The 26,456-nt window shown below is 66.2% G+C and carries 24 protein-coding genes; 18 read left to right on the plus strand and 6 right to left on the minus strand.

Translation table 11 applies throughout. The features are described from left to right. Positions 1-522: 522 nt before the first annotated feature. A complete protein-coding gene (locus Q0K00_RS06240) occupies positions 523-1,206 on the minus strand; it encodes an L-threonylcarbamoyladenylate synthase (RefSeq protein ID WP_297228108.1) in 684 nt (227 codons plus the stop codon). Here Q0K00_RS06240 and Q0K00_RS06245 point away from each other — a divergent pair. Beyond that, complete coding sequence (locus tag Q0K00_RS06245; RefSeq protein WP_297228109.1) at positions 1,205-1,681, plus strand: 23S rRNA (pseudouridine(1915)-N(3))-methyltransferase RlmH; 477 nt, start codon at positions 1,205-1,207, stop codon at positions 1,679-1,681. The two genes, Q0K00_RS06240 and Q0K00_RS06245, sit on opposite strands and share 2 nt — an antisense overlap. A 353-nt stretch (positions 1,682-2,034) precedes the next feature. Here Q0K00_RS06245 and Q0K00_RS06250 read toward each other — a convergent pair whose 3' ends face one another. After that, the gene (locus Q0K00_RS06250) at positions 2,035-4,338 is read right to left on the minus strand and encodes an STT3 domain-containing protein (protein ID WP_297228110.1); all 2,304 of its coding nucleotides are present in this window, start codon (positions 4,336-4,338) and stop codon (positions 2,035-2,037) included. A gap of 2 nt (positions 4,339-4,340) precedes the next feature. Further along, positions 4,341-5,207 carry an RsmG family class I SAM-dependent methyltransferase gene (locus Q0K00_RS06255; protein ID WP_297228111.1) on the minus strand — a complete coding sequence of 289 codons (867 nt, stop codon included), beginning with the start codon at positions 5,205-5,207 and terminating at the stop codon, positions 4,341-4,343. 102 nt (positions 5,208-5,309) lie between these two features. On the opposite strand from Q0K00_RS06255, the gene Q0K00_RS06260 reads away from it, so the two are divergent. The 10 genes from Q0K00_RS06260 (at position 5,310) to Q0K00_RS06305 (ending at position 15,558) form a co-directional block, all read left to right on the plus strand. Beyond that, positions 5,310-6,260, plus strand: coding sequence for an ACP S-malonyltransferase (locus tag Q0K00_RS06260; RefSeq protein WP_297228112.1), 951 nt, complete (start codon positions 5,310-5,312; stop codon positions 6,258-6,260). A gap of 22 nt (positions 6,261-6,282) precedes the next feature. Next, positions 6,283-7,938: an arginine--tRNA ligase gene (gene argS / locus Q0K00_RS06265; protein ID WP_297228113.1), complete on the plus strand. Its 1,656-nt coding sequence runs from the start codon at positions 6,283-6,285 to the stop codon at positions 7,936-7,938. Positions 7,939-7,971: 33 nt separating this feature from the next. Continuing rightward, on the plus strand, positions 7,972-8,859 hold the full coding sequence (locus Q0K00_RS06270; RefSeq protein WP_297228114.1) for an SPOR domain-containing protein: 888 nt from the start codon (positions 7,972-7,974) through the stop codon (positions 8,857-8,859). 629 nt (positions 8,860-9,488) lie between these two features. Continuing rightward, the gene (locus Q0K00_RS06275) at positions 9,489-10,280 is read left to right on the plus strand and encodes an ABC transporter permease (RefSeq protein ID WP_297228115.1); all 792 of its coding nucleotides are present in this window, start codon (positions 9,489-9,491) and stop codon (positions 10,278-10,280) included. Between the two features lie 110 nt (positions 10,281-10,390). After that, positions 10,391-11,257 (plus strand): ATP-binding cassette domain-containing protein, encoded by an 867-nt coding sequence (locus Q0K00_RS06280; RefSeq protein WP_297228116.1) that lies wholly within the window; start codon positions 10,391-10,393, stop codon positions 11,255-11,257. 96 nt (positions 11,258-11,353) lie between these two features. Further along, complete coding sequence (gene mlaD / locus Q0K00_RS06285; protein WP_297228117.1) at positions 11,354-11,803, plus strand: outer membrane lipid asymmetry maintenance protein MlaD; 450 nt, start codon at positions 11,354-11,356, stop codon at positions 11,801-11,803. A gap of 3 nt (positions 11,804-11,806) precedes the next feature. Further along, a complete protein-coding gene (locus Q0K00_RS06290) occupies positions 11,807-12,457 on the plus strand; it encodes an ABC transporter substrate-binding protein (RefSeq protein WP_297228118.1) in 651 nt (216 codons plus the stop codon). Beyond that, complete coding sequence (locus Q0K00_RS06295; RefSeq protein WP_297228119.1) at positions 12,447-13,325, plus strand: VacJ family lipoprotein; 879 nt, start codon at positions 12,447-12,449, stop codon at positions 13,323-13,325. The genes Q0K00_RS06290 and Q0K00_RS06295 overlap by 11 nt, the downstream gene beginning before the upstream one ends. Before the next feature lie 150 nt (positions 13,326-13,475). Next, on the plus strand, positions 13,476-14,501 hold the full coding sequence (locus Q0K00_RS06300; RefSeq protein WP_297228120.1) for an ABC transporter ATP-binding protein: 1,026 nt from the start codon (positions 13,476-13,478) through the stop codon (positions 14,499-14,501). Positions 14,502-14,685: 184 nt separating this feature from the next. After that, complete coding sequence (locus Q0K00_RS06305) at positions 14,686-15,558, plus strand: MerR family DNA-binding transcriptional regulator (protein WP_297228121.1); 873 nt, start codon at positions 14,686-14,688, stop codon at positions 15,556-15,558. Positions 15,559-15,969: 411 nt separating this feature from the next. Here Q0K00_RS06305 and Q0K00_RS06310 read toward each other — a convergent pair whose 3' ends face one another. The 3 genes from Q0K00_RS06310 to Q0K00_RS06320 form a co-directional block, all read right to left on the minus strand. After that, the gene (locus Q0K00_RS06310) at positions 15,970-17,154 is read right to left on the minus strand and encodes an MFS transporter (protein WP_297228122.1); all 1,185 of its coding nucleotides are present in this window, start codon (positions 17,152-17,154) and stop codon (positions 15,970-15,972) included. Positions 17,155-17,778: 624 nt separating this feature from the next. Beyond that, complete coding sequence (locus tag Q0K00_RS06315; protein WP_297228123.1) at positions 17,779-18,513, minus strand: hypothetical protein; 735 nt, start codon at positions 18,511-18,513, stop codon at positions 17,779-17,781. Between the two features lie 777 nt (positions 18,514-19,290). Next, positions 19,291-20,409 (minus strand): YIP1 family protein, encoded by a 1,119-nt coding sequence (locus Q0K00_RS06320; RefSeq protein ID WP_297228124.1) that lies wholly within the window; start codon positions 20,407-20,409, stop codon positions 19,291-19,293. Positions 20,410-20,470: 61 nt separating this feature from the next. Between Q0K00_RS06320 and Q0K00_RS06325 the strand changes: the two genes are divergently transcribed. From Q0K00_RS06325 to Q0K00_RS06355, 7 genes are all read left to right on the plus strand, one after another. Further along, the gene (locus tag Q0K00_RS06325) at positions 20,471-21,313 is read left to right on the plus strand and encodes a DUF3298 and DUF4163 domain-containing protein (RefSeq protein WP_297228125.1); all 843 of its coding nucleotides are present in this window, start codon (positions 20,471-20,473) and stop codon (positions 21,311-21,313) included. Between the two features lies 1 nt (position 21,314). Next, positions 21,315-21,695, plus strand: coding sequence for a hypothetical protein (locus tag Q0K00_RS06330; protein WP_297228126.1), 381 nt, complete (start codon positions 21,315-21,317; stop codon positions 21,693-21,695). Beyond that, complete coding sequence (locus Q0K00_RS06335; RefSeq protein ID WP_297228127.1) at positions 21,686-22,432, plus strand: SDR family oxidoreductase; 747 nt, start codon at positions 21,686-21,688, stop codon at positions 22,430-22,432. Before Q0K00_RS06330 ends, Q0K00_RS06335 begins: the two co-directional genes overlap by 10 nt. Further along, positions 22,423-22,794 carry an acyl carrier protein gene (locus Q0K00_RS06340; RefSeq protein ID WP_297228128.1) on the plus strand — a complete coding sequence of 124 codons (372 nt, stop codon included), beginning with the start codon at positions 22,423-22,425 and terminating at the stop codon, positions 22,792-22,794. Before Q0K00_RS06335 ends, Q0K00_RS06340 begins: the two co-directional genes overlap by 10 nt. Positions 22,795-23,214: 420 nt before the next feature. Beyond that, positions 23,215-24,480 carry a beta-ketoacyl synthase N-terminal-like domain-containing protein gene (locus Q0K00_RS06345; protein ID WP_297228129.1) on the plus strand — a complete coding sequence of 422 codons (1,266 nt, stop codon included), beginning with the start codon at positions 23,215-23,217 and terminating at the stop codon, positions 24,478-24,480. Continuing rightward, entirely contained in the window at positions 24,471-24,947 is a 477-nt protein-coding gene (locus Q0K00_RS06350) for a hypothetical protein (RefSeq protein WP_297228130.1), read from the plus strand. The genes Q0K00_RS06345 and Q0K00_RS06350 overlap by 10 nt, the downstream gene beginning before the upstream one ends. Further along, positions 24,920-26,113 (plus strand): pyridoxal phosphate-dependent aminotransferase family protein, encoded by a 1,194-nt coding sequence (locus tag Q0K00_RS06355; protein ID WP_297228131.1) that lies wholly within the window; start codon positions 24,920-24,922, stop codon positions 26,111-26,113. Before Q0K00_RS06350 ends, Q0K00_RS06355 begins: the two co-directional genes overlap by 28 nt. Positions 26,114-26,456 lie beyond the last annotated feature (343 nt).

Genomic DNA, 26,456 nt, shown 5'->3' on the forward strand with positions numbered 1-26,456 from the left:
GCCCCCATTCGGCTCTTGGCAGAAAACCTCCAGCTTCATGTCTGAGCAGAGGGTGAACAACGTATTGACACTCTACAGCTAGGGCCTGTTGACACTATTCGTTGCCTGTTGGGGGGAAGGGGAACCCCTCGCTCTGCTGTCGATGCCCGTAAGGCTCCTGCGTCGCCTAACGGACACGGCCTACGGCCGCCCGTTGGGTCGCTTCCGGCGCTGGAGGGGTCCCCTTTCCCCCCAAGCCCCCCATCCCTTCCACAGCGCGTTTTTACCGGGGAAGAGTCAGGTACACGAGGCAACCCCGTCCCCAGAAGCAAGCGGAGCGTGTTCAGTTTATTTTTCTTATCCATCGAAATGATTTGTAAAATTCGTGTTGACAGGGCCTGGTGCGTTTTGTCGTCGAAAACGGCACAGCGCGAGGCGGCGGCACAGTGCCGTTCAGTCCAGCGAGAGCGAGTCTCCGCGCTTTTCCCGCGAAACGACAGGCCGCATGGTGCGAACTGTGGAGCTGTCCACATGGAAAATGTCCTATTCCTGACAGACAAAGCCCGCCGCCCGCAGGGCCTGCGCGTTGACGGCCCCCGCGCGCAGCAGACGCAGACCTTCGTCCGGCAGCGGCTCCACGATGCTGGACGGCTGGCCGCCGTGCGGTTCCGGTCCGGCATCCAGCACGCCGTCATGAGGGCCGTCCAGCGGGGCCAGCAGTTCCGGGGGCAGTTCCCGCGCCAGCCGGGCGGCGGGCTGGCCGCTGAGATTGGCGCTGCTGCAGGTCAGGGGCGCTCCCGCTTCCCGTGAGAGCCGGGCGGTGAGCGGATGGGGCGTCAGCCGTATGGCCAGCTTGCCCGTGGGGCCGCAAACCTGTTGCGGCAGGCGGGAGGCTGCCTCCGGCAGGGGGGAGAGGAGTACGGTCAGCGGGCCGGGCCAGAATCGTTCCAGAAGGCCGCGCGGGGCTTCGTCCAGCCGGACGAGCGCCTCAAGCTGGGCCATGTCGCCCGCCAGCACGGGCAAGGGGCGCTGGACGGGACGCCGCTTGAGCTGATACACCCGCCGCACCGCGTCCGCAGCGAACAGCGAACAGCCGAGCCCGTAAAAGGTCTCTGTGGGGAAGGCCCAGACGCCGCCGGCACGCAGGCCGGTCGCGGCCTCCCGCGGATCGGCGCAGATGCGCGGCCGCGTGTGCGGGACGAAATCGGACGGAAAGGAAGGAAACATGGCAGGCAAACCCTTGCGTATCCTGTGTGTGGGAAAGATCAAGACCGCCTTCTGGAAGGCGGCTGCCGAGCATTACGGGCAGCGCATCCGGCGCTGGCGGCCGCTGGATGTGACGGAGGTGCGCGATGGGGACGCCTCCCTGCCTGTGCCGCGCCGCAACGAACAGGAGGGGAAACGCCTGCTGGAAGCGCTGACGCCGCAGGACATCCCCCTCATCCTCGACGAGCGCGGCGCGAGCCTGACCTCGCCGCAGTTCGCGACCCTGCTGCAGGATCTCGACCGGCAGGCCGCCGGGCGGCCCTGCTTCATCATCGGCGGGCCCTTCGGGCTGGATGAACGCATCCGCGCCGCGGGCCGCCGCGCCCTCTGTCTCGGCCCCATGACCCTGCCGCACGAGCTGGCCCGTGTCCTGCTGCTGGAACAGCTCTACCGGGCGGAGTGCATCGCCCGCAATATCCCCTATCATCACGAATGAGACGGAAGGCCGGAGCGGGGATTTCGTTGGGGGAAGGGGGACCCCTCCGCTCTGCTGTCGATGCCCGTAGCTTCCTGCGTCGCAACGGGCACGGCCCTGCGGGCCGCCTTTCGGTCGCGCTCTGCTGTCGATGCCTGTAAGACCCCTTCATCGGGTCCTACTGGCTGCCACCCCAATTTTCTCCCGGACAGTGTTGTGCCGCCGCCTCTCGCTTTGCCTTTTTCAACGTCAAAATCCTCCCTGGTAAAAGCGCGCTGGGGAAGGGATGGGGGGCTTGGGGGGAAGGAGAACCCCTCCAGCGCTGGCGGAGGGGTTCCCCTTCCCCCCAAAAATACGCTGCTGCGCCAAGGCTCCTACAGCACCTCGTAGATGCGGGCGAAGACATTGTCGTACACCAGCTTGAAGTAGGGGGAGAAGCGGGTGTCCTGCGGCGAGGCCAGCAGGAGCTGCACCATGAGGGAGTTGTAGATGCCGCTGTCGAGCACGAGCTTCTCGCCGGTGACCCGGTTGAAGAGGCAGTGCACGTTGCGGCGGCTGTTCAGAAAGACGCTCTGTTCCTCCGGCGTGGCCTGCGGATGGGCGTCGGCCCATTCCTGCACATAGTCGCGGGTGACGACGCCCGTTTCGTCAAAGACGCTGATGGTGGCCGTATGGATGGGGGCCGGGCTGCCTTCGAGCTGCACGGCGCCTTCCTTGAGGTTGTAGGCCAGCGCCCGCGTGACGATGGACATGGCCCCGCCTTCCCCTTCCTTGGTGCGGAAGTTCCAGCTGCCGAAATTGCTGATCCAGAAGCCCAGCCGCAACATCTCATAGCTCACGACGAGATACTGCTTGCCGCGCGCCTCCACCAGCGGGGTGTCCGGCGAACGCAGCTTGTCCATGAGGGCCTGCGCGGCATCGCCGTCCAGTCCCCGGAAAACGTCGTCCGCCTCGCCGCCCTTGAGGGCCGTGTAGCGGATGAGCTGGCGGGCAAAACGGGCGTTGTCCGTGGCGAAGACCGCGGCGGGCAGATAGAGCCACGGGCCGTTATGCAGCGCGCCGTCGGCAATGGTGGTCCGGCGGGCGAAATGGTGGGCCGCGTAGCCCCAGTCCCACCAGAGCCAGAGCGTGCTGTCCTTGGGGGTCACGTCCCGTGCGCGGGTCAGGGCGTCGGCATGACGACGGTTGATCATGGGGCCTTGGGACATGGCCTGGATGATGTCCGCGAACGGAGCCACCAGCAGGCCGATGAGCAGGGCCGAGGTCACGAGGCCCGCCACCGCGCCGCGCAGGCTGTCCCGCAGGCCGCGCTGGAGGATCCAGTAGAGCGGCAGGGTCAGGCCCACGGCCACGATGGGCGCGCCGAACATGACCATGCGCCCGCCCATCTTGGTGCTGAGCAGACCGAGCGCCGCCAGCGGCAGCAAAAAGAGCGCCCCGGGACGGCGGATGAGCACCCAGACGAAGCCCACGAGCCCCAGCAGGGCGGCCTCCATCCAGGGATGGAAGTAGGAAAGCAGGGCCATGAGGCTCAGGTCCTGCACTTCGGTGATGGACTGGGCCACCGAGGGGTAGACGAGCACTGTGCCGGCGGCGGTGGCGGCGGCGTCGCCCGCGCGCTTGGCGTAGGCGCCGAAGTGGTAGATCAGCGTGTTCAGGATGCCGCCGCCCAGCATGAGCGCGGCCACGCCCGCCCAGAGCAGGAGCAGGACGAGCGGGTGGGCAAGCCGGGCACGCAGTTTCCTGGCCCATTCCGTGCGGGCCATGCCCGCCACGAGCACCACGAGGCTGCCCGCCAGTCCGGGCAGCCCGGCCAGCGCCGGCAGGGCATAGGCCAGCGAGCCGAGCAGCAGCAGACCGCGCCGTCCCTGCGGGGCCATGACAAGGCTCATGAAGGCCAGCAGGCCCACATTGTAACGGATGAGATAGGGGAAAACGGAATGCCATTCCTGCGACCACCAGGAGATGAGGCCGGAAAGGGTGAGCAGGAGCACCCAGCGCTTGCGCAGCGGATAGCCGAGGCGCACCTCCTGCGGGGCCTGCGAGCTCATGATGCGGCGGGCCATGACCCGTCCGGAGGTATGGATGAGCCGTTTCAGCAGGGTGTGCGGCAGGAGCATGTAGCGCATGGCCCAGCAGGCCGGGGCCAGCGTCATGAGCAGGGGGAAGAAGAGGGTGACGAGGTCGGTATCGTAATAGCCCAGCAGGGTCCGGGCCAGGAAACCGGGCGCGATGGTGGTGATGAGCCCGGCCGCCATACCGGCCTCCATGCTGCCCAGCGCCCAGACCCAGACAAAGACGATGAGCGCCACCAGCGTGGAGAGGATCATGGGGAACCAGAAGGCCACGGCGGCGGGATAGGTCCCCAGCAGCGAGGCCATGCCCTTGAGCATCTCGGCCATGGGATGGCCCACGGCAAGCCCGATGCCCTCGGCGCCGGCCACCCAGTGGTAGGCGTCGTTGGTGGCCAGCAGCCATTCGCTGCCCAGACGGTATTCGGGGTTCTGCCAGCAGGGCCATTCGAGCAGGCGCAGGATGAAGGCCAGCCCTACGGTCAAAAGCGCCCAGATGAGGCCGCGCAGCCAGAAGCGGGCGCGCTGCCGGTCGTGGAGGGCATCGCGTACGGCTTCCGAGGCGGCAAGACCTTCGGACAGGGGATCGGGAGAGGTCTCGATCACGGTCAATCCTCGCTGGAAGGGGTGTCGGCGGACGGTACGGGGCCGGACGGGGCAAGGGCCTCCTCACGGTTGAGGCGGACCGCCAGGAAGCGGCGCGTCTCTTCGGCGGCGGACGCGGCAGAGGGGCGGCGCACGGCATAGGCGCGATGCGCGACGCGCTCCCAGCCCGGCGGCAGGGTGGCGGGCGACCGGTTGCAGAGCAGGATGACCAGGCCGTCCGGCGCGAGATGCGGCGCCAGCAGCGGCAGCAGCGTCTCCGGCGGCATGAAGGCCCGGCTGATGACGCAGTCCGCCCCGCGCGGCTGCGTGCCGAAAAACTGTTCCACACGTCCCCGGTAGACATGCGTCCGGGGCAGACGCAGACTGCACAGCATACGGGAGAGGAAGAGCGCGCGTTTTTCCCGCGCCTCCACCAGCCAGTACTCCCCCCGTTCCCAGACCATGCGCAGGGGGATGCCCGGCAGGCCCGCGCCGGAACCGAGATCCCAGTGCAGCGGGGCCTCGGGGAGGGGGAGGTCGGTCAGAAAGGCGGCCAGATGGAAACTGTCGCCCGCCAGATTGGCGAGGGCCTCTCGCCAGTCGTGCGCCCCCACCAGATTCATGACGTTGTTCCAGCGGATGAGTTCCGTCAGATACAGCCCCAGCGGCTGGAGGACCTGGTCCGGGACGGTCAGGCCCGCCTGACGGGCGCAGGCGGCCAGCGCCTCAGGCACGGGAGGGGCGGCTGGAGGAGCGGCGGCTGCCGTCCGTGATGAGCGGACAGGCCGGGCCGTCCGTGATTTCCCGGCGGCGGGGCCGTCCGTGCCGGCCGGTCCGGAGGCATGTCTGCCGGTCCGGGCGCGGCTGCCGTAAGGAGAACGTTTCTGCATGTCGTCCTCATATCCTTGAGCGGCGGGACTTGCAAGCCGGGGCCGGATAACGTAAAAATACGCCCTTCACATTTTTTTGCCGACAGGCATGGAGAAACAGCGATGAAGAACGCCATTGCCCTGCTCTTTCCCGGACAGGGATCGCAGGAAGCCGGTATGGGGCGCGAACTGGCCGAGGCCGACAGCGCGGCCATGCAGCTCTGGAAGCGTGCGGAGTCCGTCAGCGGCCTGCCCCTGCGGGAGATCTTCTGGGAAGGCGACGAAGCCGCCATGAGCGATACGCGCGCCCTGCAACCGGCGCTGACCGTGGTGAACCTCAATCTGTGGCGGGCGCTGGCCGGACGTGTGCATCCCGTGGCCGCCGCCGGGCACAGCCTGGGCGAATTCGCCGCGCTGGCGGCGGCGGGCGTGCTGGACGAGGAGAGCGTGCTGCAGATCGTGAGCCTGCGCGGTCGTCTCATGGCCGAGGCCGATCCCGACGGACGCGGCGGCATGGCGGCCATCCTCAAGCTGACGCTCGAGCAGGTGGAAGGCCTGGTGCGCGAGGCCGCCGAGGAAAGCGACCGTCCGCTCATCATCGCCAATTACAATACCCCCGGCCAGTACGTCATCAGCGGCGACAAGGAAGCCGTGGCCCTTGCCTGCGGCAAGGTCAGGCCGCTCAAGGGACGCGCCGTGGAACTCAAGGTCAGCGGCGCTTTCCACAGCCCGCTGATGGAAAAGGCCAACCGGGAGCTGGAGCCGCTGCTGCGCAAGGCGGTGTGGCGGCGTCCGCGCTTTGCCGTCTACGCCAACCTGCACGGCAGGGGCCTCACGGACGGAGAAAGCCTCAAGGAAAGCCTGCTGCCGCAGATGGTGTCCTCCGTACGCTGGATCGAGACCATCCGGCAGCAGTATGCCGACGGCGTGCGCTGCTGGCTGGAGCTCGGCCCCAAGGCCGTGCTCGGCAAGATGGTGGGCCAGTGCCTCGACCAGCTGGACGAGGCCGCGCGTGCCGAATTGCGGGTCATGCTCGTCAATTCCTGTGAATCCCTGGAAAATTTCAACATCTAGCCCTCGCGGCGGGAGTTTTTTCATGCGTGCTGTCGAAGTGCTGCGTTCCGCTCTCATGAGCATGGTGGAGGAAATGGGCCTCTCCTGGCCTGTGAAGGCCGTCATCGAGCCGCCCCGCGACGCCCGTCACGGGGATCTGGCCGTCAATGTGGCCATGCTGCTGGCCAAAGAGGCCGGCAAGAATCCTCGCGAGCTGGCCCAGGCCTTCGCCGCCGGGCTGCCGGAACGCTGCGCGGATATCCTCAAGGCCGAAGTGGCCGGGCCGGGCTTCATCAACGTGACCTTCAGCCCGGACTTCTGGCGGCAGACCGTGGCGGACATCGAGGCCGCCGGGGCGGACTACGGGCGCAGCCCGGTGGGCGCGGGCCGCAGGACGCTGGTGGAATACGTTTCGGCCAATCCCACGGGCCCGCTGCATGTGGGGCACGGCCGGGGGGCCGCCGTGGGCGACAGTCTGGCCCGTCTGCTGCGGCGCGCGGGCTTTGCCGTGGATACGGAATACTACATCAACGACGCGGGCCTGCAGATGCGCCTGCTGGGGCTTTCCGTCTGGCTGCGGGTGCAGGAGCTCAAGGGCCGCCCGGTGGAGTGGCCGGAGTCTTACTACCGGGGCGAGTACATCATCGACATCGCCCGCGAGATGCTGGCCGAGGACGACAGTCTGGCCGATCTGCCGGAGGCCGAAGGCAAGGAGCGCTGCTACGAGCGCGCCATGCGGGACATCCTCAACGGCATCAAGCAGGACCTTGCCGACTTCCGGGTGGAGCATCAGCACTGGTTCTCGGAAAAGACGCTGGTGGAGGGCGGCAAGGTGGCCGAAGCCTTTGCCGCGCTGGATGAGGCGGGCTATACCTACCACAAGGACGACGCCTACTGGTTCGCCACGGAAAAGCTGGGCGACGACAAGGACCGCGTGCTGCGCAAGTCCGACGGTACGCTGACCTATTTCGCCTCGGACATCGCCTATCATCATGACAAGTTCCGTCGCGGCTACCAGTGGCTCATCGACATCTGGGGCGCGGACCATCACGGCTATGTGCCGCGTATGCGCGCCGCCATCGCGGCCATGGGCCAGCCCCGCGAGAGCTTCGACGTGGTGCTCATCCAGCTGGTGAACCTGCTGCAGAACGGCCAGCCCGTCAGCATGTCCACCCGTGCGGGCACTTTTGAGACGCTGGCCGACGTCATCAAGGAAGTGGGCGCAGATGCCGCGCGTTTCATGTTCCTTTCCCGCAAGAGCGACAGCCCGCTGGATTTCGACCTGGAACTGGCCAAGCAGCGCAGCCTGGACAATCCCGTGTACTATGTGCAGTACGCTCATGCCCGCATCTGCGCGGTGCTGCGCCGGGCGGAAGAACGCGGCATGACCCTGCCCGAATGCTGCGACCTCGCCCTGCTGGGAGCGCTGGACACGCCGGAGGACATGGCGCTCCTGCGCAAGGCCGCCGGCATGGAAGACATGATCGCCAATGCGGCCCTGACGCTCTCCGTGCACCATGTGAGCCACTATCTCATGGATCTGGCGGGGATGCTGCACAGCTACTACGCCAAGCATCAGGTGCTGGACGCCGCGGACAGCGGGCGCAGTCTGGCGCGGCTTGCCCTGCTGCGGGCCGTCGGGCAGGTGCTGCGCAACGGTCTGGACATCCTGGGCGTGAGCGCGCCCGAAACCATGTAGTCCGCCGGACGCATCGCGGAGCGCCGTTCGTCCATGCCCCAGCCCCTGCGAAGAGTTCGCCAGCGCATCCCAAAGGCTGAGATCCGCCCCCCCAAGGTCCTGCTGCATCTGCCGTTCCTTGGGGTGGCGGCCCTGCTGGTGGTGTTTGCCGTGGCCGTGGGCTGGGCCTTCTTCATGGGTGTGATCATCGGGCAGGGGCAGAACCCCGCCGAACGGGTGAACGCCCTGCTGCATGAGTCGCCGCGGGAGGCGGCGTCCCAGCCACCGACCGCCGAGGCGGGCGAGGGCGTGGCGGAATTGCTGGATCGTCCTTTGCCTCTGAACAAGGGCACGTCCGGGGAAGAAGGCGCGGAAGCGACCGGCGGCGACGCCGAGGCCGCAGCGTCCGCCGGACAGCAGGCGGCCCCGCAGGGACAGGGGGCGCAGCCTCCGTCCGAGCAGGGAGCGCAGGGACAAAAAACGCAGGAACAGGCGGCTCAGGCCGCGGCGGAACAGCCGAAAGCACCCGCCTACCCCTTTGCGCGGCCGCAGGGCGAAAGTCTGGCGGCCTGGGGCATCCAGCCCGGCGGAACGGCGCAGGCCGCGCCGCAGACCGCACAGCAGGACAACGCAAAGGCCCAGACGAGCGCCGCGCCACGCCGCACGGAAGGCCGCACCGAACAGAAGGCCGCGCCCAAGGCCGAACCCAAATTCGATTATGTCTATCAGGCCGCGGCCTTCCGCGACAAGGGCGACGGCGACGCCCTGCGGGCCAGGCTGGAAGAGAAGGGCCTGCGCACGCGTCTGCAGAAGAGCGGCAAGGTCTATCTGGTACAGGTCCTCCTGCGGGGCAGCGAACGGGAGGCGGAGAACGTCCGCGAGACCTTGCGCCGCTTGGGGCTGGGCAAGCCCATACGTCTTTCCAAAAAGGCGGTCAAATAGGGCTTGTCAACACAAATTTGCAAACAATTTCAATAGATAAGCCAATCAGGCCGTATGCAGATCGCTTGCTGTTGGGACGAGAGTGCCTCGTGTCTCTGACTCTTCCCCCGGTAAAAGCGCGCTGGGGAAGGTATGGGGGGCTTGGGGGGAAGGAAGCGACCAAAAGGCGGCCCGCAGGGCCGTGCCCGTTAGGCGACAAAGGAGCCTTACGGGCATCGACAGCAGAGCAACCCGCTCCCGCGCTGGCAGCGCCCCAACGGGCGGCCGCAGGCCGTGTCCGTTAGGCGACGCAGGAGCCTTACGGACATCGACAGCAGAGCGAGGGGTTTCCCTTCCCCCCAACCAGGCAACGAATAGTGTTGACAGGCCCTAGGGCATTTTCCGTTTGAAACGCTTCGCGTTCCAAACCACACGGCCTGTCGTTTCGCGGAAAAAACGCGGTCTTTCCGCTTGGTTTTGGCCGGACGGCGCTGTGCCGCCGCCTCGTATTTTGCTTTTTCAAAGGCAAAATGCCCTATTGAAATTGTCTGCAAGATTTGTGTCAACTGACCCTGGACCGGACTGCACGCCGGACAGCCGGCAGGACGCGACGGGGCGGTCCGTATCCGCCGCTCCCGCAAAGGAAGGCCATGAACATCTTTTCCCTCCCCGCCCGACTGGGCGAACGTTGCCTGCGCGGAGTGGACGCTCTGGGCGGCACGACGCTCTTCTTCCTGGAGGGCGTACGCCACATCTTCACCTCGCGGCGCATCTTCATCCGTACGCTGCAGCAGTTGTACGCCATCGGCTATCAATCGCTGTTCGTCATCGCGCTGATCGGCATTTTTTGCGGCATGGTGCTGGGCCTGCAGGGCTACTATACCCTCGTGCAGTTCGGTTCCGTGGGCATGTTGGGGTCGGCCGTCTCTCTTTCGCTCATCCGCGAATTGGGGCCGGTGCTCACGGCCATCATGCTGGCCGGGCGCGCCGGTTCGTCCATGGCCGCGGAGATCGGCGTCATGCGCATCTCGGATCAGATCGACGCGCTGGATGTCATGGACATCAACTCCATCGCCTATCTGGTGAGTCCGCGTCTGGTGGCCGCGCTCATCTCCTTCCCGCTGCTCACGGCCATTTTCGACACCATCGGCATCATCGGCGGCTATCTCACCGGCGTGGCCATGCTGGGCATCAACGAAGGCGCGTATTTCTACCGCATCGCCCATGCGGTGACGCTGGACGACGTGACGGGCGGCTTTCTCAAGTCCGTGGTCTTCGGTCTGCTGGTGACCACGGTCTGCTGCCGTCAGGGCTATACCACCCATCAGCGTCGGGACAGCGTGGGGCCGGAAGCCGTGGGCAATGCCACCACTTCGGCGGTGGTCATCTCCTGCGTGCTCATCCTTGTGGCGGACTACGTGCTGACCTCGTTCCTGCTGTGATCCTGGCGAGGCGCCTTTCCCGTGCGCCCGGAGCGGCGGTATGCCGGCCGACGGCGGGAAGGGAAGGGCGCCCCTGACGAAAGCGGGCCGCTCGCCCGCAAGAGGAAGATATGAGCGAATTCTCGTTACGAAATCAGGCAGCGGAGGACGCGTCCGCCCCCCAGAAATGGGACATAACCTTTCGATCGCTGACCGCCGGTTACGGCGAGCATGTGGTGCTGCGGGATATCAACGCCACCCTGCCCGGCGGCAGGATATCCGTCATCCTGGGCGGTTCGGGCTGCGGCAAGTCCACGCTGCTGCGGCACATCATCGGACTTTCCCGGCCGCTGGGCGGCAGCGTGCACATCGGCGGAAAGGACATGTTTGCCCTGCCTGACGCGCAGGCCCGGCGCATCCGCCGCCGCATGGGCGTGCTCTTCCAGGACGGAGCGCTGCTTGGCGCATTGAGCCTCGTGCAGAATGTGGCCCTGCCCCTCACCGAACATGTCCGCCTGCCCAAGGCCGTCATCCGGGAGGCCGCGCTGCGGGTGCTGCGGCTGGTGGGGCTAGAGGATTTTGCCGACTACTATCCCAACCAGCTTTCCGGGGGGATGCGCAAGCGGGCCGGGCTGGCGCGGGCCATCATCACCGAGCCGCGCATCCTGCTCTGCGACGAACCGACCTCCGGCCTCGATCCCATCACCGCCGCCCGCATGGACGCGCTCCTGCTTTCCCTGCACCGGCGTTTCCCGGCCATGAGCATCGTGGTGGTCAGCCATGATCTGGACAGCCTGAGGGCCATTGCCGACCATGTGCTGGTGCTGCGCGAGGGCGGGGCCGTCTTTTCCGGCTCTCTGGCGGAACTGGAGGCCTGCGACAATGCCTATCTGCGGCAGTTCCTGCGGCGTGAGGCCGATGCCCGGGACCTGGCGGCGCAGGATGGCGGCAGCGACCCGCGCGTACGCCGCGCCATCGCCGCCTGGCTGGATGCCTGATGTCCTTTTGTCCCAGCGGCGGGCCTGCGGGCTTGAATCTTGCCGCTGTGCTGCGTATAACCTCTTATCAATGCTGAAGTGGAAAAGGAGTGCCGCATGAGCGGTTTTCGTCAGACGGCCGTAGGGATATTCGTCCTGCTGGGCCTGGTGTGTGTGGCTTATCTCACCATCAAGCTGGGCCGCATGGAGTTGTTCGAGACAAAGGGGTTTGAGCTGACGGCCCGTTTCAATTCCGTCAGCGGCCTGCGCGTGGGCGCTGACGTGGAGATGGCCGGCGTGCCCGTGGGCCGCGTGGCCGCCATCACGCTGGATGACGATCCCATGCAGCGGCAGGCGCTGGTGCGGATGGTGCTGGACAGGGATCTGAAGCTTTCCACCGATACCATCGCCTCGATAAAGACCAGCGGTCTCATCGGGGACAAATACGTCAATCTGCAACCCGGCGGCCTGGATGATGTCCTTGCCTCCGGCGACATGCTGGAAGAAACGGAATCCGCCGTGGATCTGGAATCGCTTATCGGCAAATACGCCTTTGGAGGGGTATAACGTATGCTCTCTACCTGTACCGGACGCCGCGCGTCCTCTCTGCTCTTGTCTCTGGCGGCGCTGCTGTGCTGCCTTACCGTGCTTTCCGTCCGGCCCGCCGCGGCAAGCCCCGCCCGCGACACGCTGGAAAGATCCGTGACCGCCATCCTCGACTGCATCAAGGATCCGGCCTATGCCGATACCGCGACTCGTCCGGCCCAGCGGGAAAAGATCGCCGGGCTCGTGCGTCAGATCTTCGATTTCCAGGAGTTCGCCATCCGCACGGCCGGGCCGCGCTGGAAGACCTTCACCCCCGACCAGCAGAAGCGTTTCACCGACGCTTTTGCCGACCTGCTGCTGACCACCTATATCAGCAAGGTGGACGGCTATAACGGCGAACAGGTCGCCTATACCGGCGAAGTGGCCAACAAGGAGCAGACGCGCGTCGAAGAGCGCACCATCGTCACGCTGGGCGACGGCAAGAAGGTCCCCGTGGCCTATCGCATGATGCTCAAGAACGGGGCCTGGCGCTGCTATGACGTGCTCATCGAGAACGTGAGCCTGGTCAAGAATTACCGCACCCAGTTCCAGGACATCCTGTCCAATGGCGCTCCCGACGAACTCATCGCCCGGGTGCAGGCCAAGGCCAAGGAAGCCGCCGCCAATGCCAAGTAAGCGCAAAGTCGTTCCGGGGGCGGCCTCCGCCGCCCTCCGCCGGATGCTGCCCTGTGCGGTGCTGCTCCTGCTCATCGTCGCCACGGGCGTGCAGGCCAAGCCCACCTATACGCGCCTTTCCCCGGAACCGGCCCGGCAGCAGCCGTCCAGCCTCTATGATGCCGAAAGCCCGGCCCTGCCCGCCGGAGCCGTCAGCGTCACGCCGTCGGATACGGAGTTTTCGGACAGTCTGGACGACTATGACGAAGCGCCGACGGTGACCATCGCTGACCCGCTGGAGCCGTGGAACCGTTTCTGGTTCGCCTTCAACGACGTGTTCTATCTGTATGTGGCGGATCCGGTCTATTCCTTTTATGAGACCATCACGCCGCACCAGTTCCGGCGCGGCATGTCCAATCTCTACAAGCACGCGATGTTCCCCACGCGCTTCGTGAACAACATCCTCCAGTTCCGTTTCAAGGAAGCGGGCGTGGAGTTCGGGCGCTTCATCATCAATACCTTCGTGGGCTTCGGTGTGGTGGATGTGGCCAAGCACAAGAAGACCCTCGTGCCGGTCGATCCCAGCGGCGAGGACTTCGGACAGACGCTGGGCCGCTGGGGACTGGGACACGGCTGCTATCTGGTGCTCCCCTTCCTCGGACCGAGCTCGATCCGGGACGGCGTCGGCCGTATCGGTGACTGTTTCACGGATCCCATGTTCTACGTCTACCCGTGGGAACTGGCCACCGCCTCGGAACTCTGGCTGCGCTTCAACACGCTGGACACGCTGCTGCCCACCTACAAAAGTCTGAAGGACGCCGCCGTCGATCCCTACATCGCCACGCGCGAGGCGTATGCGGCCTATCGCAAACAGCAGGTCATCCGCTGACGCGCGGTCTTGCCATGCGGCCTCTCCCCGGCGGACCGAAACGCCGTCGGGGCGCCGGCTGCCAGAACGAGGTCCACAGTCCATGTGCGCATGTCCCTTTTCGCCTTTCCGGCGCTCCCTCGCGGCGGCCCGTCCGCTCCGGAGGGACGCATGAAATCCGCTCCCCTCACCGATCCCGCATCGTACGTCCCCGTCGCATCCGGCGAGGGGGCGGAGGCGGCACTGCGTCTGGAAGGCCTCAACGTCACCTTTGCCACTGAGGATGGCCTGCTGCCCGCTGTGCAGGATCTGCGTCTTTCCCTGCACGCCGCCTCCATCACCTGCCTCGTGGGCGAATCCGGGTGCGGCAAGAGCCTGACGGCGCGGGCCATCCTGCGCCTCATGCCGCCGCAGGCCCGTCTGGGCGGGCGCATCCTCTACCGGGGGGAAGATCTGCTCGCTCTGCCCGAAGCGCGTATGCGCGCCCTGCGCGGGCGACATCTGGCCATGATCTTCCAGGAACCCATGACGGCCCTCAATCCGGTGCTGCGCGTGGGCGATCAGGCCGCGGAGGCCCTGCGACTGCATATGGGGCTTTCGGCTGCACAGGCGCGGGAGGAGGTCATCCGGCTGTTCGGTGAGGTGGGCATCCCGGCGGCGGGGGAGCGTTATGGCGAGTATCCGCATCAGCTTTCCGGCGGCATGAGGCAGCGCGTCATGATCGCGGCGGCCCTGAGCTGCCGTCCCGACATCCTGCTGGCCGACGAACCGACCACGGCACTGGACGCCACCCTGCAGGGGCAGATCCTGCATCTGATCCGGGAGCAGGCGCAGGCGCGCGGCATGGCGGTGCTCCTTATCACCCACGATCTGGGCGTAGTGGCGCGGGTCGCGGCGCAAGTGGGGATCATGTACGCGGGCCATCTGGTGGAATTCGGCCCCACTGCGGAGGTTTTCGCCCGGCCCCTGCACCCCTATACCCGCGGCCTCATGGAATCCTCCCCGTCGCGGGCCCCGCTGGGCGCATCGCGCCTGCCCGCCATCCCCGGCAGCGTGCCGCCGCTGGGACAAAGGGGCGCTGGCTGTCCCTTCGCGCCGCGCTGCGGGCAGGCCCTGCCGGTCTGCCGCCAGAGCTTGCCCGATGAACGGGAGGAAGGCGGGCGTCGGGTACGCTGCTGGTTGCACCAGTCCCCATAGGCCTGCCAGGGCTTGCCGACATGCTCTCTCCGTCTATTGGGGGGAGAGGGGGCCCCTTCCCCCAGAACAAGCCGTAGATATGGTAACAGACTTCCCTTCGCCGCGTTGACACCTTTCGGGCAGGGCCTCCTGCGCGTTCTGAGATCCTCCTTGCCGTCACCCCTTCAGCCTTTTGTACGCTGCCATGAGCCGACGTTACACCAGCGGGCAGTTCGCTCGTCTCTGTCATACCACCAAGGAGACCCTGTTCCACTATGACCGCCTCGGCCTGCTGCGTCCGCAGTACAAGGGCGAGAACGGCTACCGCTATTACGACATCCGGCAGTTCCTGCAATTCGACATGATAACCCTGTTCAAGGAGACAGGTACGCCGCTCAAGGACATGAGCGCCTGCCTCGCCGCGGCGGCGGAGGGGGACATCCTGCCCCTTCTGGAAGAGAAGGCCCGGCGACTGGCTGAAGAGCGGCGCAGGCTGGCGGAGCGGGAGCGGCTCGTGGCCAGTCTGCTGCATGTGGTGCGGGAGGCCCGTGCCACGGAAGCGGACCGCCTGCTGTTGCGGCAGATGCCGTCCTTTTGCTGGGAGGTCGCGGCACCGCGTATGCGGGGACTGGATACGGAAGCGGGCATGGCGCAGGTCTCGGCGCTGTTCATGGAAGGGTATCGTCGGGCCGGGAGATCGCCCGGACTGCCTACAGGCATCCTGTACCAGCTCGACGACTTTCTGGCCGGGCGGCTGGGTGAAGGCGATCTTTTCGGCCCGGCCGATGCGGAGACGCCGCCCGATCAGATCTGGGAAAGTCCGACAGCGCTCTGTGCCGTGTATGCTCACCGTGGTTCGTGGGACGAACAGATCGCCTGCTGGAGGGGCCTGCCTGATCTCCTGCGGGAACAGAGGCTGTGTCCGGTGGGGCCGGTGCTCATGCTGGAGATGGGCAGTTATGCCCTGACCGGCAACAGTGCCGAATGTGTCATGCACTGTCATATCCCCGTAGCACCGCAGGAAGCCGCGAAAGGGGCGGACGACGTGGCGACGGAAGAAGGAAAAGCGCCCCGCTAGGGCCTGTTGACACTATTCGTTGTCTGTTTGGGGGGAGGGGAACCCCTCGCTCTGCTGTCGATGCCCGTAAGGCTCCTTTGTCGCCTAACGGGCACGGCCTGCGGCCGCCTTTCGGTCGCCGCCAGCGCGGGAGGGGTTCCCCTTCCCCCAAGTCCCCTATCCTTTCCCCAGCGCGCTGTTGGCGGGAGAAGAGTCGGGGACACGAAGCTCTTCCCTCCAAAGACAAGCGGAGCGTGTACAGTTTGCTTGTCTTATTTATTGAAATAATTTGTAAAATTTTATTTACAGGCCCTGGTCAACAGGGAAAAGCATGTTCGTTTCGGCATCCGGCAGGCAAATACATCACGCTTCTGACGGTGCGGCGGCTGGCTGCGCAGGTCGTCGGCGGAGCATCCACGATGCGAAAATGCTTTATGCATCCTGACGTTGGCCCACAGTGCGGCGTGTCGGGCCTTGCTCCCTGAAGAGCAGGCTGCTGGCCATGAGCAGCAGCGCCATGAGCAGGGGAAGGAGCAGGGCGGTGGGCAGTCCGTACCACTGGGCGAGCCAGCCGATGCCCGGCGGGATGACGAGCAGGCCCGCATAGCCCAGCGTGGCCATGGTCGTGGTGGCCTGCTGGGGGCTGATGTCGCCGCGAGATCCGGCACGACTGAGCAGGACGGGCATGATGGGAGCCATGCCAGCCCCTGTCAGAGCGTAGCCCGCCAGACAGAGCAGCGGCCACGGGGACAGCAGCACGATGGCCAGGCCACAAACCGCGGCGGCGGTGCTGCTCAGGAGGAGGACGAAATCCCCCCAGCGTTGCCGCAGGCCGTCCCCCAGCAGACGGCTCAGGGCAATGGCCACCGAAAACGCGCCGAAGCCCAGCGCGGCGGTGCTTTCGGGAGCGCCCTTGACCGTATGCAGCAGCAGGGCGCTCCATTCCGCACAGGACCCTTCCACGGCATAGGCCGCCATCGCCAGAAAGCCGCAAAGATAGATGAACAGGGGCACGCGCCGCCGGGACATGTCGTTCGTGTCGGTAGGTGCTCGTTCCGCTCGATCGGGCAACAGGCAAGGGGCGAAAAGCCGCCAGCAGACGAGTTGCGCGCCGGAGGCCGTCATGAAAGTGACAAGCGGGCTGGCTCCCAGGGCGGCAAAGATCGCGCCCAGCAGCGAGCCACCCAGACCGCCGAGGCTGTAGCAGGCATGGAGGCCGGACAGGCAGTTGTGGCGCAGCCGCTGTTCCAGCAGGATCCCCTGCGTGTTCATGGTCACATCGGCAAGGGCAAAGCAGCCGCCCAGCAGGGCGCAGGCCGCGCAGAACAGCAGGCCATTGGGCGCCAGACCGCAAAGCGGCAGCGAGAGCAGCAGGCTTGCGCTCCCCAGCCTGAGGATGCCGCGCGTGCTCCAGTGGCGTTGCAGGACGTGCATGGCCGCGAATCCGGCCAGACTGCCGCAGCCAAGGCAGAGCATGGCCATGCCGATAAGCGCCTCGCCCGCCTGCAACTGCTCCCGCAGGGCGGGCATCCTGGCCGTCAGCAGACCGTATGCGCAGCCTGTGCTGAAAAAGAAGAAGATCATGGCCCGACGGGCCTTGCGCAATTGACCTTTCATAGGGAACGTCTCTCCTCTTGCGGTTGAAATGCAGGGGAAAGACCATGCTAAACTATGGGGTAAGACAAGGGTCAAGAGGCAAAGATATTTTTTTGCAGGTCCCGCCTGCCCGCGTCAGGGGGCTGCGTATGACGAAGGCCGTGAGATGCGCACGGTGAGGCGGCCGCACGGTCCTGGAACGTTTTCCGTCTGAAACGCTTCGCGCTCCAAAACCATACGGCCTGTCGTTTCGTGGAAAAAACGCAGTCATTCCGCGTTGTTTTAGTCGGGCGACACTGTGCCGCCGCCTCGCGCTTTGCCGTTGAAAAAGACAAAGCGTTCTATCCATAGCGGCCCGACGCTTGCCGCATGTCGAGGCGAGAAAAAACGCCCGTCGTACGAACGACGGGCGTTTTTTGATCAAGGCACACTGAGGGGTGGAGGGAGAGGGATCTCCTTTCCCTGCTACGAGAGTCGCGCACCGTGGTGGTGGCCGTCCTGAGCTTTTTCCGTTTGAAACGCTTCGCCTTCCAAATCTTACGGCCAGTCGTTTCGCGGAAAAACGCTGTTTTTCCGTTTGGTTTGGGGCGGGCGGCGCTGTGCCGCCGCCTCCTCGCATATTGCCTTTTTCAAAGGCAACGTGCTCTAGAAGCCCTTGCTGTCGAAGATGCCGCTACTGCTGTTGCCTTCGAACGGACGCAGGGAAGGATCGACCCAGTACAGGATCTCATGCCCCATGTCCCAGGCAAGGGTTCGCACGATGAAGCCCGCCGCATCCACAGGATTCCGCTCCTTGATGGAGAAGAGGTAGAAGTCGTGCACCTGCCGGGCCTCCATAAGGCCGCCCTGCGCCAGCGACCAGATCAGCATACCGGACTTGACGTCATAGATCTCCACGGCAAGAGAGACCGAGCTTTCACCGCCGGAGGCGCCGTCCATGAAATGGTTGATGTAGCCGCCGATGACCAGTTCCGCCCCTTCCCGACGAGCCAGATACAGGGCGCGCTGCGGGTCATAGGGACCGGCTTCCGGCTCGTATTGCAGGGTCTGGAAGGCATTGAGCGAAAGCCAGATCTGCCAGAACTGCCGGGTTATCTGGTCGGCCACCGTCAAAGCGCCCGCCGTCTGCTGCATCATGCGGAAAGGCACGAAGAGGGCCTTGGGGCGGTGTCCGGCCGGACGCAGCGGCGAGACGTAGACCGCGGGATACTGACGGCGGACATAGTTGTCGATCTGGAACTGGAAAGGCGTGCTGAAATCGCCGGTGGTGGTGAAGCTCTGCGGACTGTCGTCAGGGGCTTTGGTGCAGCCCGGCAAAGCGGCGAGACAGAGCATCAGGACAAGGACGATGTGCACGGAAGTGCGGGCGCTGGGACGCATACGGAACTCCTGCGAGGCCGCCGTGCGTCTCCCGCGCACAGCGTGGATAGGGATCTGGCCGCGCGCCTTATCTGTCATAAGTTTGGCGGCGGCAACATAGCCACGATTGACGAAGCTAAATCTATGCCAGCATAAAATTTATATTTTTATTACACATGATTATGGATAGAATTTTTGGGAAAGACGAGGGGGCGGCGTGAGGTTTCCGACGGCTGCGCCTTTGTCGCCATATGTCCCGACGATGCCGGCGGCTGGGGCGTCCTTGCCCGCCGAGGCGAGGACGCCACTGACATGATGCGCCGAAAAGGCGGCATTCCGGACCGTGGCCCTCACATGCCGGAGCCCGCCGGGAAAACCGGGCATACGTCGGCCATGAGGGATGCGGTCTCCCGCCAAGGCTGTTATACGAATTTTAAGATTATTACAACGGATAAGAAGGATTAGCCATACACGTCCGCCTGATTTTGGGGGGGCGGGATCGCTTCGTCCACCGTCTCCCGTATCTTCCCCGGATAAAGCATTTTGCCTTTGAAAAAAGGCAAAATGCGAGGTGAACAGCGCCGCCCGGTCAAAGCAGGCGGGATGACCACATTTTTTCCGCGAAACGACAGGTCGTATGGTTTGGAACCCGAAGCGTTGCAAACTGAAAATGCTCTAGAAGCGCGCTGGAGAAAGGAGGGGCTTGGGGGGAAGGGGAAACTCCTCTCGTACCGGCGAAGGGCGTTCCCTTCCCCCAAACAAGCAGCGAATCGCGTCAACAGGCCTGATGGCCGTCAATCAGTGGGGCAGTCTCATGCTGGAGAACAGGACGACGAACAGCAGGACCATGGGAGCAATGCCCAGCAGGGTCCGCGGCCAGTCGATGTCCAGGGCCACGCGGCAGCCGTTGACAAGGCAGGCAAGGCTCCAGATGAGGCCCACATGCGGCCCCAGGACGGGGACGATGCAGAGCAGCAGGGGGGCGCAGCTGTAGGCGACGACCTGAAAAAGGATGTAGAAGGAGGCATGTTTCACGCCGGTGATGCGGAACCCCAGGAAGAGCAGGACGCTGACGAAATAGATCTGGAAGGCAAAGCTTGCCAGCGAGATGAGCACGTACAGCAGCGGGTTGTCCAGCGCGAAACGGATGACTATCATGAGCGCCGCATCGGCGGGAGCGGCCTGTTCCAGCATCTCCCTGGTCATGCTCAACCACAGGTACTGGCTGCACACGGTGATCAGCGAGATGATGAGCGCGTAGCCCAGTGCCCGGAACTGCGGCGCATCGGGAGCGAGGTGCGCGAAAAAGCGCCCGGCCCCGAACATCACACGCAGGGTCGTCTGGTAGAAGGCCGAGAGATAGCCCGCCGGATGCGGGGCCATGTCCCAGGGATTGAGGTCGTCGTCCGGTGCGGGACGCTGACGGCCTTTGCGGTTGGTCGGGCGCGGCGTCTCTTCGTCGGCGTGTCCGGCGCTCTCCTGTTCGGCGTGCGTGCCGCCTTCCGGCGAATCCTTCGCCGTCGTTATCGTCGTCCGCGAGTCGTCGGCAGGCTCCTGCGGAGCGTTTTGCCCGGCAACGGTCCGGCCGGGGACGATGGCGCCGGGCGGCAGAGGATCGTCCTCATGGGCAGGGGAGGCGGCAGGCCCGGCGGGTGCGGGGCGGCCATGCTCGATGAGCCGGCAGGAGGCGTCTTCCGGCTGGAAGCGGAAGCGGCAACCGCATTTGGGGCAGGTGGCGATAACAGGGCGCGCAGGGACGCGATCCGCAACAAGCTCGCGGAAAAATCCGCAGTCAGGGCAGGTGATCTTCATCTTGCCAGCATAGCAAAGAGAACGTGCCGCCGCAACTCTCCCCGGCGTGCCGCCGCCGCGCGCATCCCTCGTCTTGACGAATCCGGGCACAGGACCTACAACCATGCGACGGCTCCGCTCCCCTCTCCGGGAACGGAGCCGAATCTTGCCTGTGGGGTCTTCGTACATGCGCGCCTGTGTTGCCTGCTCGTCGGCGGTCGCACGCCGGTTCGTCCTTCTTGCCGTCTGCTGCCTCACGCTGCTGGGCAGCGCGTCCGGCGTCCGGGCCGTGGGCGATCTGTCTCAGGAAAAAAGCCCGCTGCACAACGGCGGATTCCTGCGCCGGGTCAGCATCACGCCGGAAAAGGATGCGCGTCAGGCAAAGCGGGAGGCAGCGGACGAAGGTCTGCTGCAGCGGCAAGGGCGGCAGAACGTGCCGGACATCACCATCACCTACCCGGTCCTTGGCCACGCCGCCGTGGATGAGGACGTACGCCGCTGGGTCAACAGCATAGCCGATACTTTCGAGGAGGAGATGTCCTCCCTGTTCCAGCGTTCCGAAGAGCTGGGCGAGCCGCTGGACATGAGCCGCTACGCCCTGCACGGTTCGTATTCGGTGTTGCGTCCCTCGCAGGAGGCCGCCAGTCTGGTCTTTGAGATCTGGACCTATACGGGCGGGGCGCACGGCAATCTGGACATCATCACCCTCAATTACAGCCTCATCACGGGCCAGCGCCTCAATTTCGTGGACATTTTCGAGGATGTGGACAAGGCCCTCTCCCTGCTGTCCGAGAGCTCGCGCAAGGTGCTTTCTCGGCGGCTGGCCGGGGGGCGCATGGACCAGTGGATCCTTGACGGCACGACGCAGGAGGTGGACAACTTCTCCAGCATCGGCCTGACGGCCCAGGGCGTGCGCGTCTACTTCCAGCCCTATCAGGTGGCCGCCTGGGCGGCGGGGGCGCAGGAGGTGGACATCCCTCTGGACGACCTGTTGCCGGCCAAGCCCTTCCTGAAGCTCTGGGACAAGTGACATGCTGCCGCCGCCGGTGGTGCTCCACGTTCCCGACGCCGCTTTCCTGCATGAGGAACATTTCCCCGGCGCGCCCTGCGTGCCGGGTTCCTGTCTGATGGAGGCCGTACGCAAGGCGGCGCTCCAGTCCTTCGGCCGTCCCGTCATCTGCATGGCGCAGGCGCGTTTCCGGCGGTTCGTGCCGCCGGGGAGCGTATGCCGCCTGATCTGGAAGCTGCCGCCGTCCGCCGGTCCCTCGCCCGATACGGAAGGGATGCCGGGATGTCGCCGTGTGGGCTGGCAGCTTGCGGCCGCCCTGCCGGAGGAGGACGCATCCGGAGGGCGGCTGGCCGAGGGGGAAGTGTGGCTGGCGCCGGACAGCGGGGAGGACATATGCGGTTGAGTTTTGACGGCCCGGTACTGCTGCTGGGCGGCGGCTGTACGCTGGGGCTCGCCGTGGCCGCTGCCCTGCGGGCGGAGGAGGCTTGCGTGCTGGCCGTCTGCGGCAGTGAGGCCGGACGGCGGGCCTGCGTCGAAGCGGATATCCCCGTGGAGCCGCTGGGAGAGGTCGAGAGCCTGCCCCGGCGCTGCGCGGAACGTCTGGGGGCGCTGCCGGGCCATCTGCTGGATCTGCGCCATTCGCGGCGGGAAAGTCTGCTGGCGGGGATGCCTCCCGAGGATATCGACGCCTGGGCGGCGGAGGACATCGCCCTGCGCGCCCGTATCCTGCGGGCCGTGACGCGGGCCATGTTGTCCCGGCGTTCCGGGCGCTGCGTATTCGTCTCGTCTTCGGCGGCCGTGCGCCCGTCGCCCGGTCAGGGCTGGTACGCGGCCGCCAAGCTGGCGGGCGAGGCCCTGTACCGCAGTGCGGGGACGGAGCTGGCCGCTCGCGGCGTGACCGCCTGTTCGGCGCGCCTGAGCTGGCTGGATGCGGGACGGGGACATGAATTTCTGGACAAGGGAGAGGTCGCGCGCCGGGCGGCTTCCGTCATGCCGGGCAGGCGGCTGCTGCGCCTTGAGGAGGCGGTCGCGCCGCTGACGTTCCTGCTCTCGCGCGAGGCGTCCGGCATCAACGCCTGTTCGGTGGATATCGACGGCGGCCTCGGGGCCGTCAAACTGATGGAGGGTATATGTCCCTGACCCGTGACGAGGCCCTGCAAAGGGTCATTGAGCTGGTGGCGGATATCTTTGAACGTGATGCGGCGGAGCTGCACGCGCAAACGCATCTCATGGCGGACTTGCTCTGTGAATCCATCGACCTGCTGGAGATCAGTATCCGGCTGGGGGCCGCGTTCCACATCACGGTGGATGACGAAGCGGCCTTTCTGCGATCGCTGCGGCTGCTGATGGAAGGGGGCGCGCCGGAGCTGGCCCGCGCCTATCCGCATTTGAGCGAACAGCGGCGGGAAGAGCTGTTGCGGCAGCGGGACCAGAGGGGCGGCCTGTCGCCGCTGACGCTGGGCGATCTGGTCGATTACGCCGTCTGGATGTCGCGAGACTAGGGTCAGGACTCATTAGGCTTTTTTTGAGGGGGGCCTTTCTCTCAACAGACAGCAAAAAGTGTTGACAGGCCTAGGGACGTTTATTCAAATTTTATCGTAATTTCAAATGGATAAAATGTATAGATCACGCATGGGCCACGCGCCTCGTGATGCGCGTCAGCCATATATCCCGCAGATTGTCCCGCTGACCTCCCTCGGCAAAAGCGCGCTGAGGAAGGGCTGGGGGGAATGCTGCCGGGAACGCCTTTTCTCGCTTTTCAACGAAAAGGCTTGGCCCTCCAGCGTCGGCGGCGACCGGCAGGCGGCCCGCTGGGTCGTGTCTGACGGGCGACGAAAGGACCTTGCAGGCATCGGCGGCAGGGCGCGGCTTTCCCCTTCCCCCCAAGATACACCCCGCACCGTGTCGGCAGGTCCCCGCGCATGACGCCGGTACGCGTTGTCATCAGCGGGGCGGGCGGCTGTACGCCTCTGGGCGGCAGCCTTGCGGAGGTGGGGACGGCGTTGCGCGCGGGACGCCTGCCCTTTGTGCCCAGCCGTCACTGGCCGCAATTGGCCGTGGCCCCCGCGGAGCCGCAGGGCGATATGGCCCGCGCTCCTTCTCCTGACGCGGCCCTGCGTCTGCTGGGCGGCTGGCGGCATCGGCATTACTGTCACCGGGGGGCGCAACTGGCGGTGCTGGCCGGGCTGCGGGCCGCGCTGGATGCCCGGCCCGACTGTGGGGCGGAGACGCCGTGCTGGACCTCCCTGCTGCCGGACGACACGCCTCTGCTGCTGGCTGCCGGGCCCATGCTGGATGTGAGCGGGGAACCCGGCCTGCCGCCGGGGGACGTGAGCCGTCTGGGCGCGCTCTGGCTGTTGCGCTGGCTGCCCAATACGGGGGCGGCGGCGCTGTGTCGTTTTTTGGGCCTGCACGGCGAGAGTCTGGCCCTCAATGCCGCCTGCGCCTCGGCCTTGCAGGCGCTGGGCGAGGGCTTCCGGCGCATCCGCCGGGGAGAGTCCGCCCGTGTGCTGGTGGCGGCGGGGGATTCGCGTTTGTCGGAGGTCGGACTGCTGGGCTATGCCAAAGCGCAGACCCTGAGCCGTCGCGGGCCGACCTGCGGGCCTCATCCCTTCGATCAGGCGCGGGACGGCTTCGTGGCTGCGGAAGGGGGCGCGGCCTTCGTGCTGGAGTCGCTGGAGTCGGCCACGGCGCGCGGGGCCCGCATCCATGCCGAGATACTGGGGTACGGGGCCTCGTCCGACGGCGGCAGTCTGACCGCGCCGGACGAGGAGGGCCGCTATGCCGAGCGGGCCGTCCGGGCGGCGCTGGCGCAGGCCGCTGCCGCGGGTATGACCGACGGGCCGCATTGGGTCTCGGCGCACGGCACCGGGACCGAACGCAATGACGCCGTGGAGGCCGCCCTGCTGGAGCGACTGTTTTCCGATGCGGGCGCGGATCCGGCCGTCATGGCTTTCAAGAGCCGTCAGGGACATGCTTCGGCCGCGGCGGGGGCGGTGGAGCTGCTGACCCTGCTGGCCGCCTGGCGCACGGGCTTCATGCCCGCCATCGCCGGACTGGAACGCCCCTGTTCCGCGCGACTGGCCTTCGTACGGGAAGAGCTTCCCTTTGCCGGGCCGCTGGGCCTGCTGGAAAATTTCGGCTTCGGCGGTCAGAACGCCGCGCTGGTGGTGCGACTATGGACATAGATCTTTCCGCCGCGCCGCGCCCTTTCGTGCTGCTGGACGGGGTGAGCGCCGTGGGGGACGAGGCCCTGCGGGCCTGGCGACAGCTGCGGCAGGCGCCGTTCTGGCATATCTGGGAAGCGGCGGCCCAGTGCGCGGCCCTGCATCAGCGTCATCGTTGCGGCTTTGAGCGCCATGCCTTCCTGCTGGGCATGGCCCGGACGCCCGCTGCCGCCGCCTGGGGCCTGCCGGAAGGGCACGTCCTTGACGGACGGCTGGAGCTGCTGGCCCGGTTGACGCAGCAGGGGGACGGCGCGGCGCTCTATGCGCTGGAGGCGACCTATACGTCCGCCGCTGACGGCGACTGTCGCCGCGCAGGCTGGGAGGTGCGTATCGGGCTTTGCGCCTATGACGGACGCTTTCGGGCTGACCGGCTGCGGGAGCGCTACGAGGAGCTTTTTCGATGTCTGTGCCGTGGCGGAACAGTCTGAGCGGGGAGCTGGCCCGGCGGCTGGCGCTCGAGCGCCGGGCCGGGCTGGAACGGGAGGCGGCGCGGCCGCTCACCGGACCCGGCGTAGTGGATCTCCTTTCCCATGATTGTCTTGGTCTGGCTGATGACGCGGGCTGGCGGCGGACGCTGGCCCGCTGCGCGGCCCGTCATGCGCCGTCGGGGCGCGCGTCGTGGGTGGCGGGCGGACGCACGGGCCTCGCTGAAGAAGCCGCTTCGGCCTGCGCCGCCTATTTCGGCGCGGCGGAATGTCGCTTTTTCGCCAGCGGCTATCAGGCGCAGCTGGCCGCGCTGGTCGGCCTGATCGTTCCCGGGCAGCCGCTTTTGCCGGACAGGCGGATGCACGCCAGCGCCACCCGTTTTCTGGGGCAGAGCCGGGCGCGCGTCCTGCCGTACGCCCACGCGGACATGGCGCATCTTGAGCGCCGCCTGCGGCGGCTGGCGGAAGAGGCCGCGACGACGGAAGAGACGGATAGCCGTCAACCGGTGGTCATGAGCGAAAGCCTGTTCAGCATGGACGGGACGCTGCTGGATATGCCCGCCTGGCGGGCGTTGCGGCGGGAGTTCGGTTTCTGGGGCTGGCTGGATGAGGCGCATTCCCTCGGAGCGCTGGGGCCGCAGGGCAGGGGGCTGGCGGCGCAATGGCCCGGGGCGGCGGACATGGTGCTCGGCAGTCTGGGCAAGGCGCTGGGCTACTGGGGCGCGTTCCTGCTGCTGCCGGAGGGCTTTTCCGCCTATCTGGAACAATGGGCCTCGCCGCTCCTGCATTCCACAGCCCTGCCGCCCGCCCATGCCGCCGGAGTGCTGGCCCTGCTGGAGCGTCTGCCGGGACTGGAGGAACAGCGGCAGGAACTGGCGGACAAGGCCCGCTATTTTCGTGACTGTCTGACGGCGGAAGGGCTGACGGTGCGCGGGGATGCGCATATCCTTGCCCTTCCCGTGGGGGATGCCGCCGCCTGCGCCGCCTGGGCGGCCCGTCTGCGTGAGCGTGGCATACTGTTGCTGGCGGCCCGCTATCCCACCGTCCCGCAGGGACAGGCGTTGCTGCGTTGCACGGTGCGCGTGGGACATGACCGCGAGGCACTGCGGCGGGCCGCGCACTGTCTGGCGCGCACGGCTCCCCGACGGCCCGGCGCGGAAACGCAATAGCCCGCCCCACAGCCGAAGCCGCGGGGCGGGCCCCCCTGAGTGTCGGCTGACGCCGACATTGTTCCGTCAGGCGGGCGCGTGGCACGCTGCCGCGCCTGCGGGAAACGGGTCGCCGCAAGGGCGGGAAGATATGGCCCGGCAAAGAGGATACCTTCCATTCTCCGCCGTGAGGGCAGGCCGTGTGCTTTGGGACGCTAAGCGTTTCAAGCTAAAAATGCCCTTGGGCCCGTTAACACTATTAGCTGCTTGTTTGGGGGGAAGGGGAACCCCTCGCTCTGCTGTCGATGCCCGTAAGGCTCCTTTGTCGCCTAACGGGCACGGCCTGCGGCCGCCTTTCGGTCGC

The organism is uncultured Desulfovibrio sp., assembly GCF_944327235.1.
Lineage (GTDB): Bacteria > Desulfobacterota > Desulfovibrionia > Desulfovibrionales > Desulfovibrionaceae > Desulfovibrio.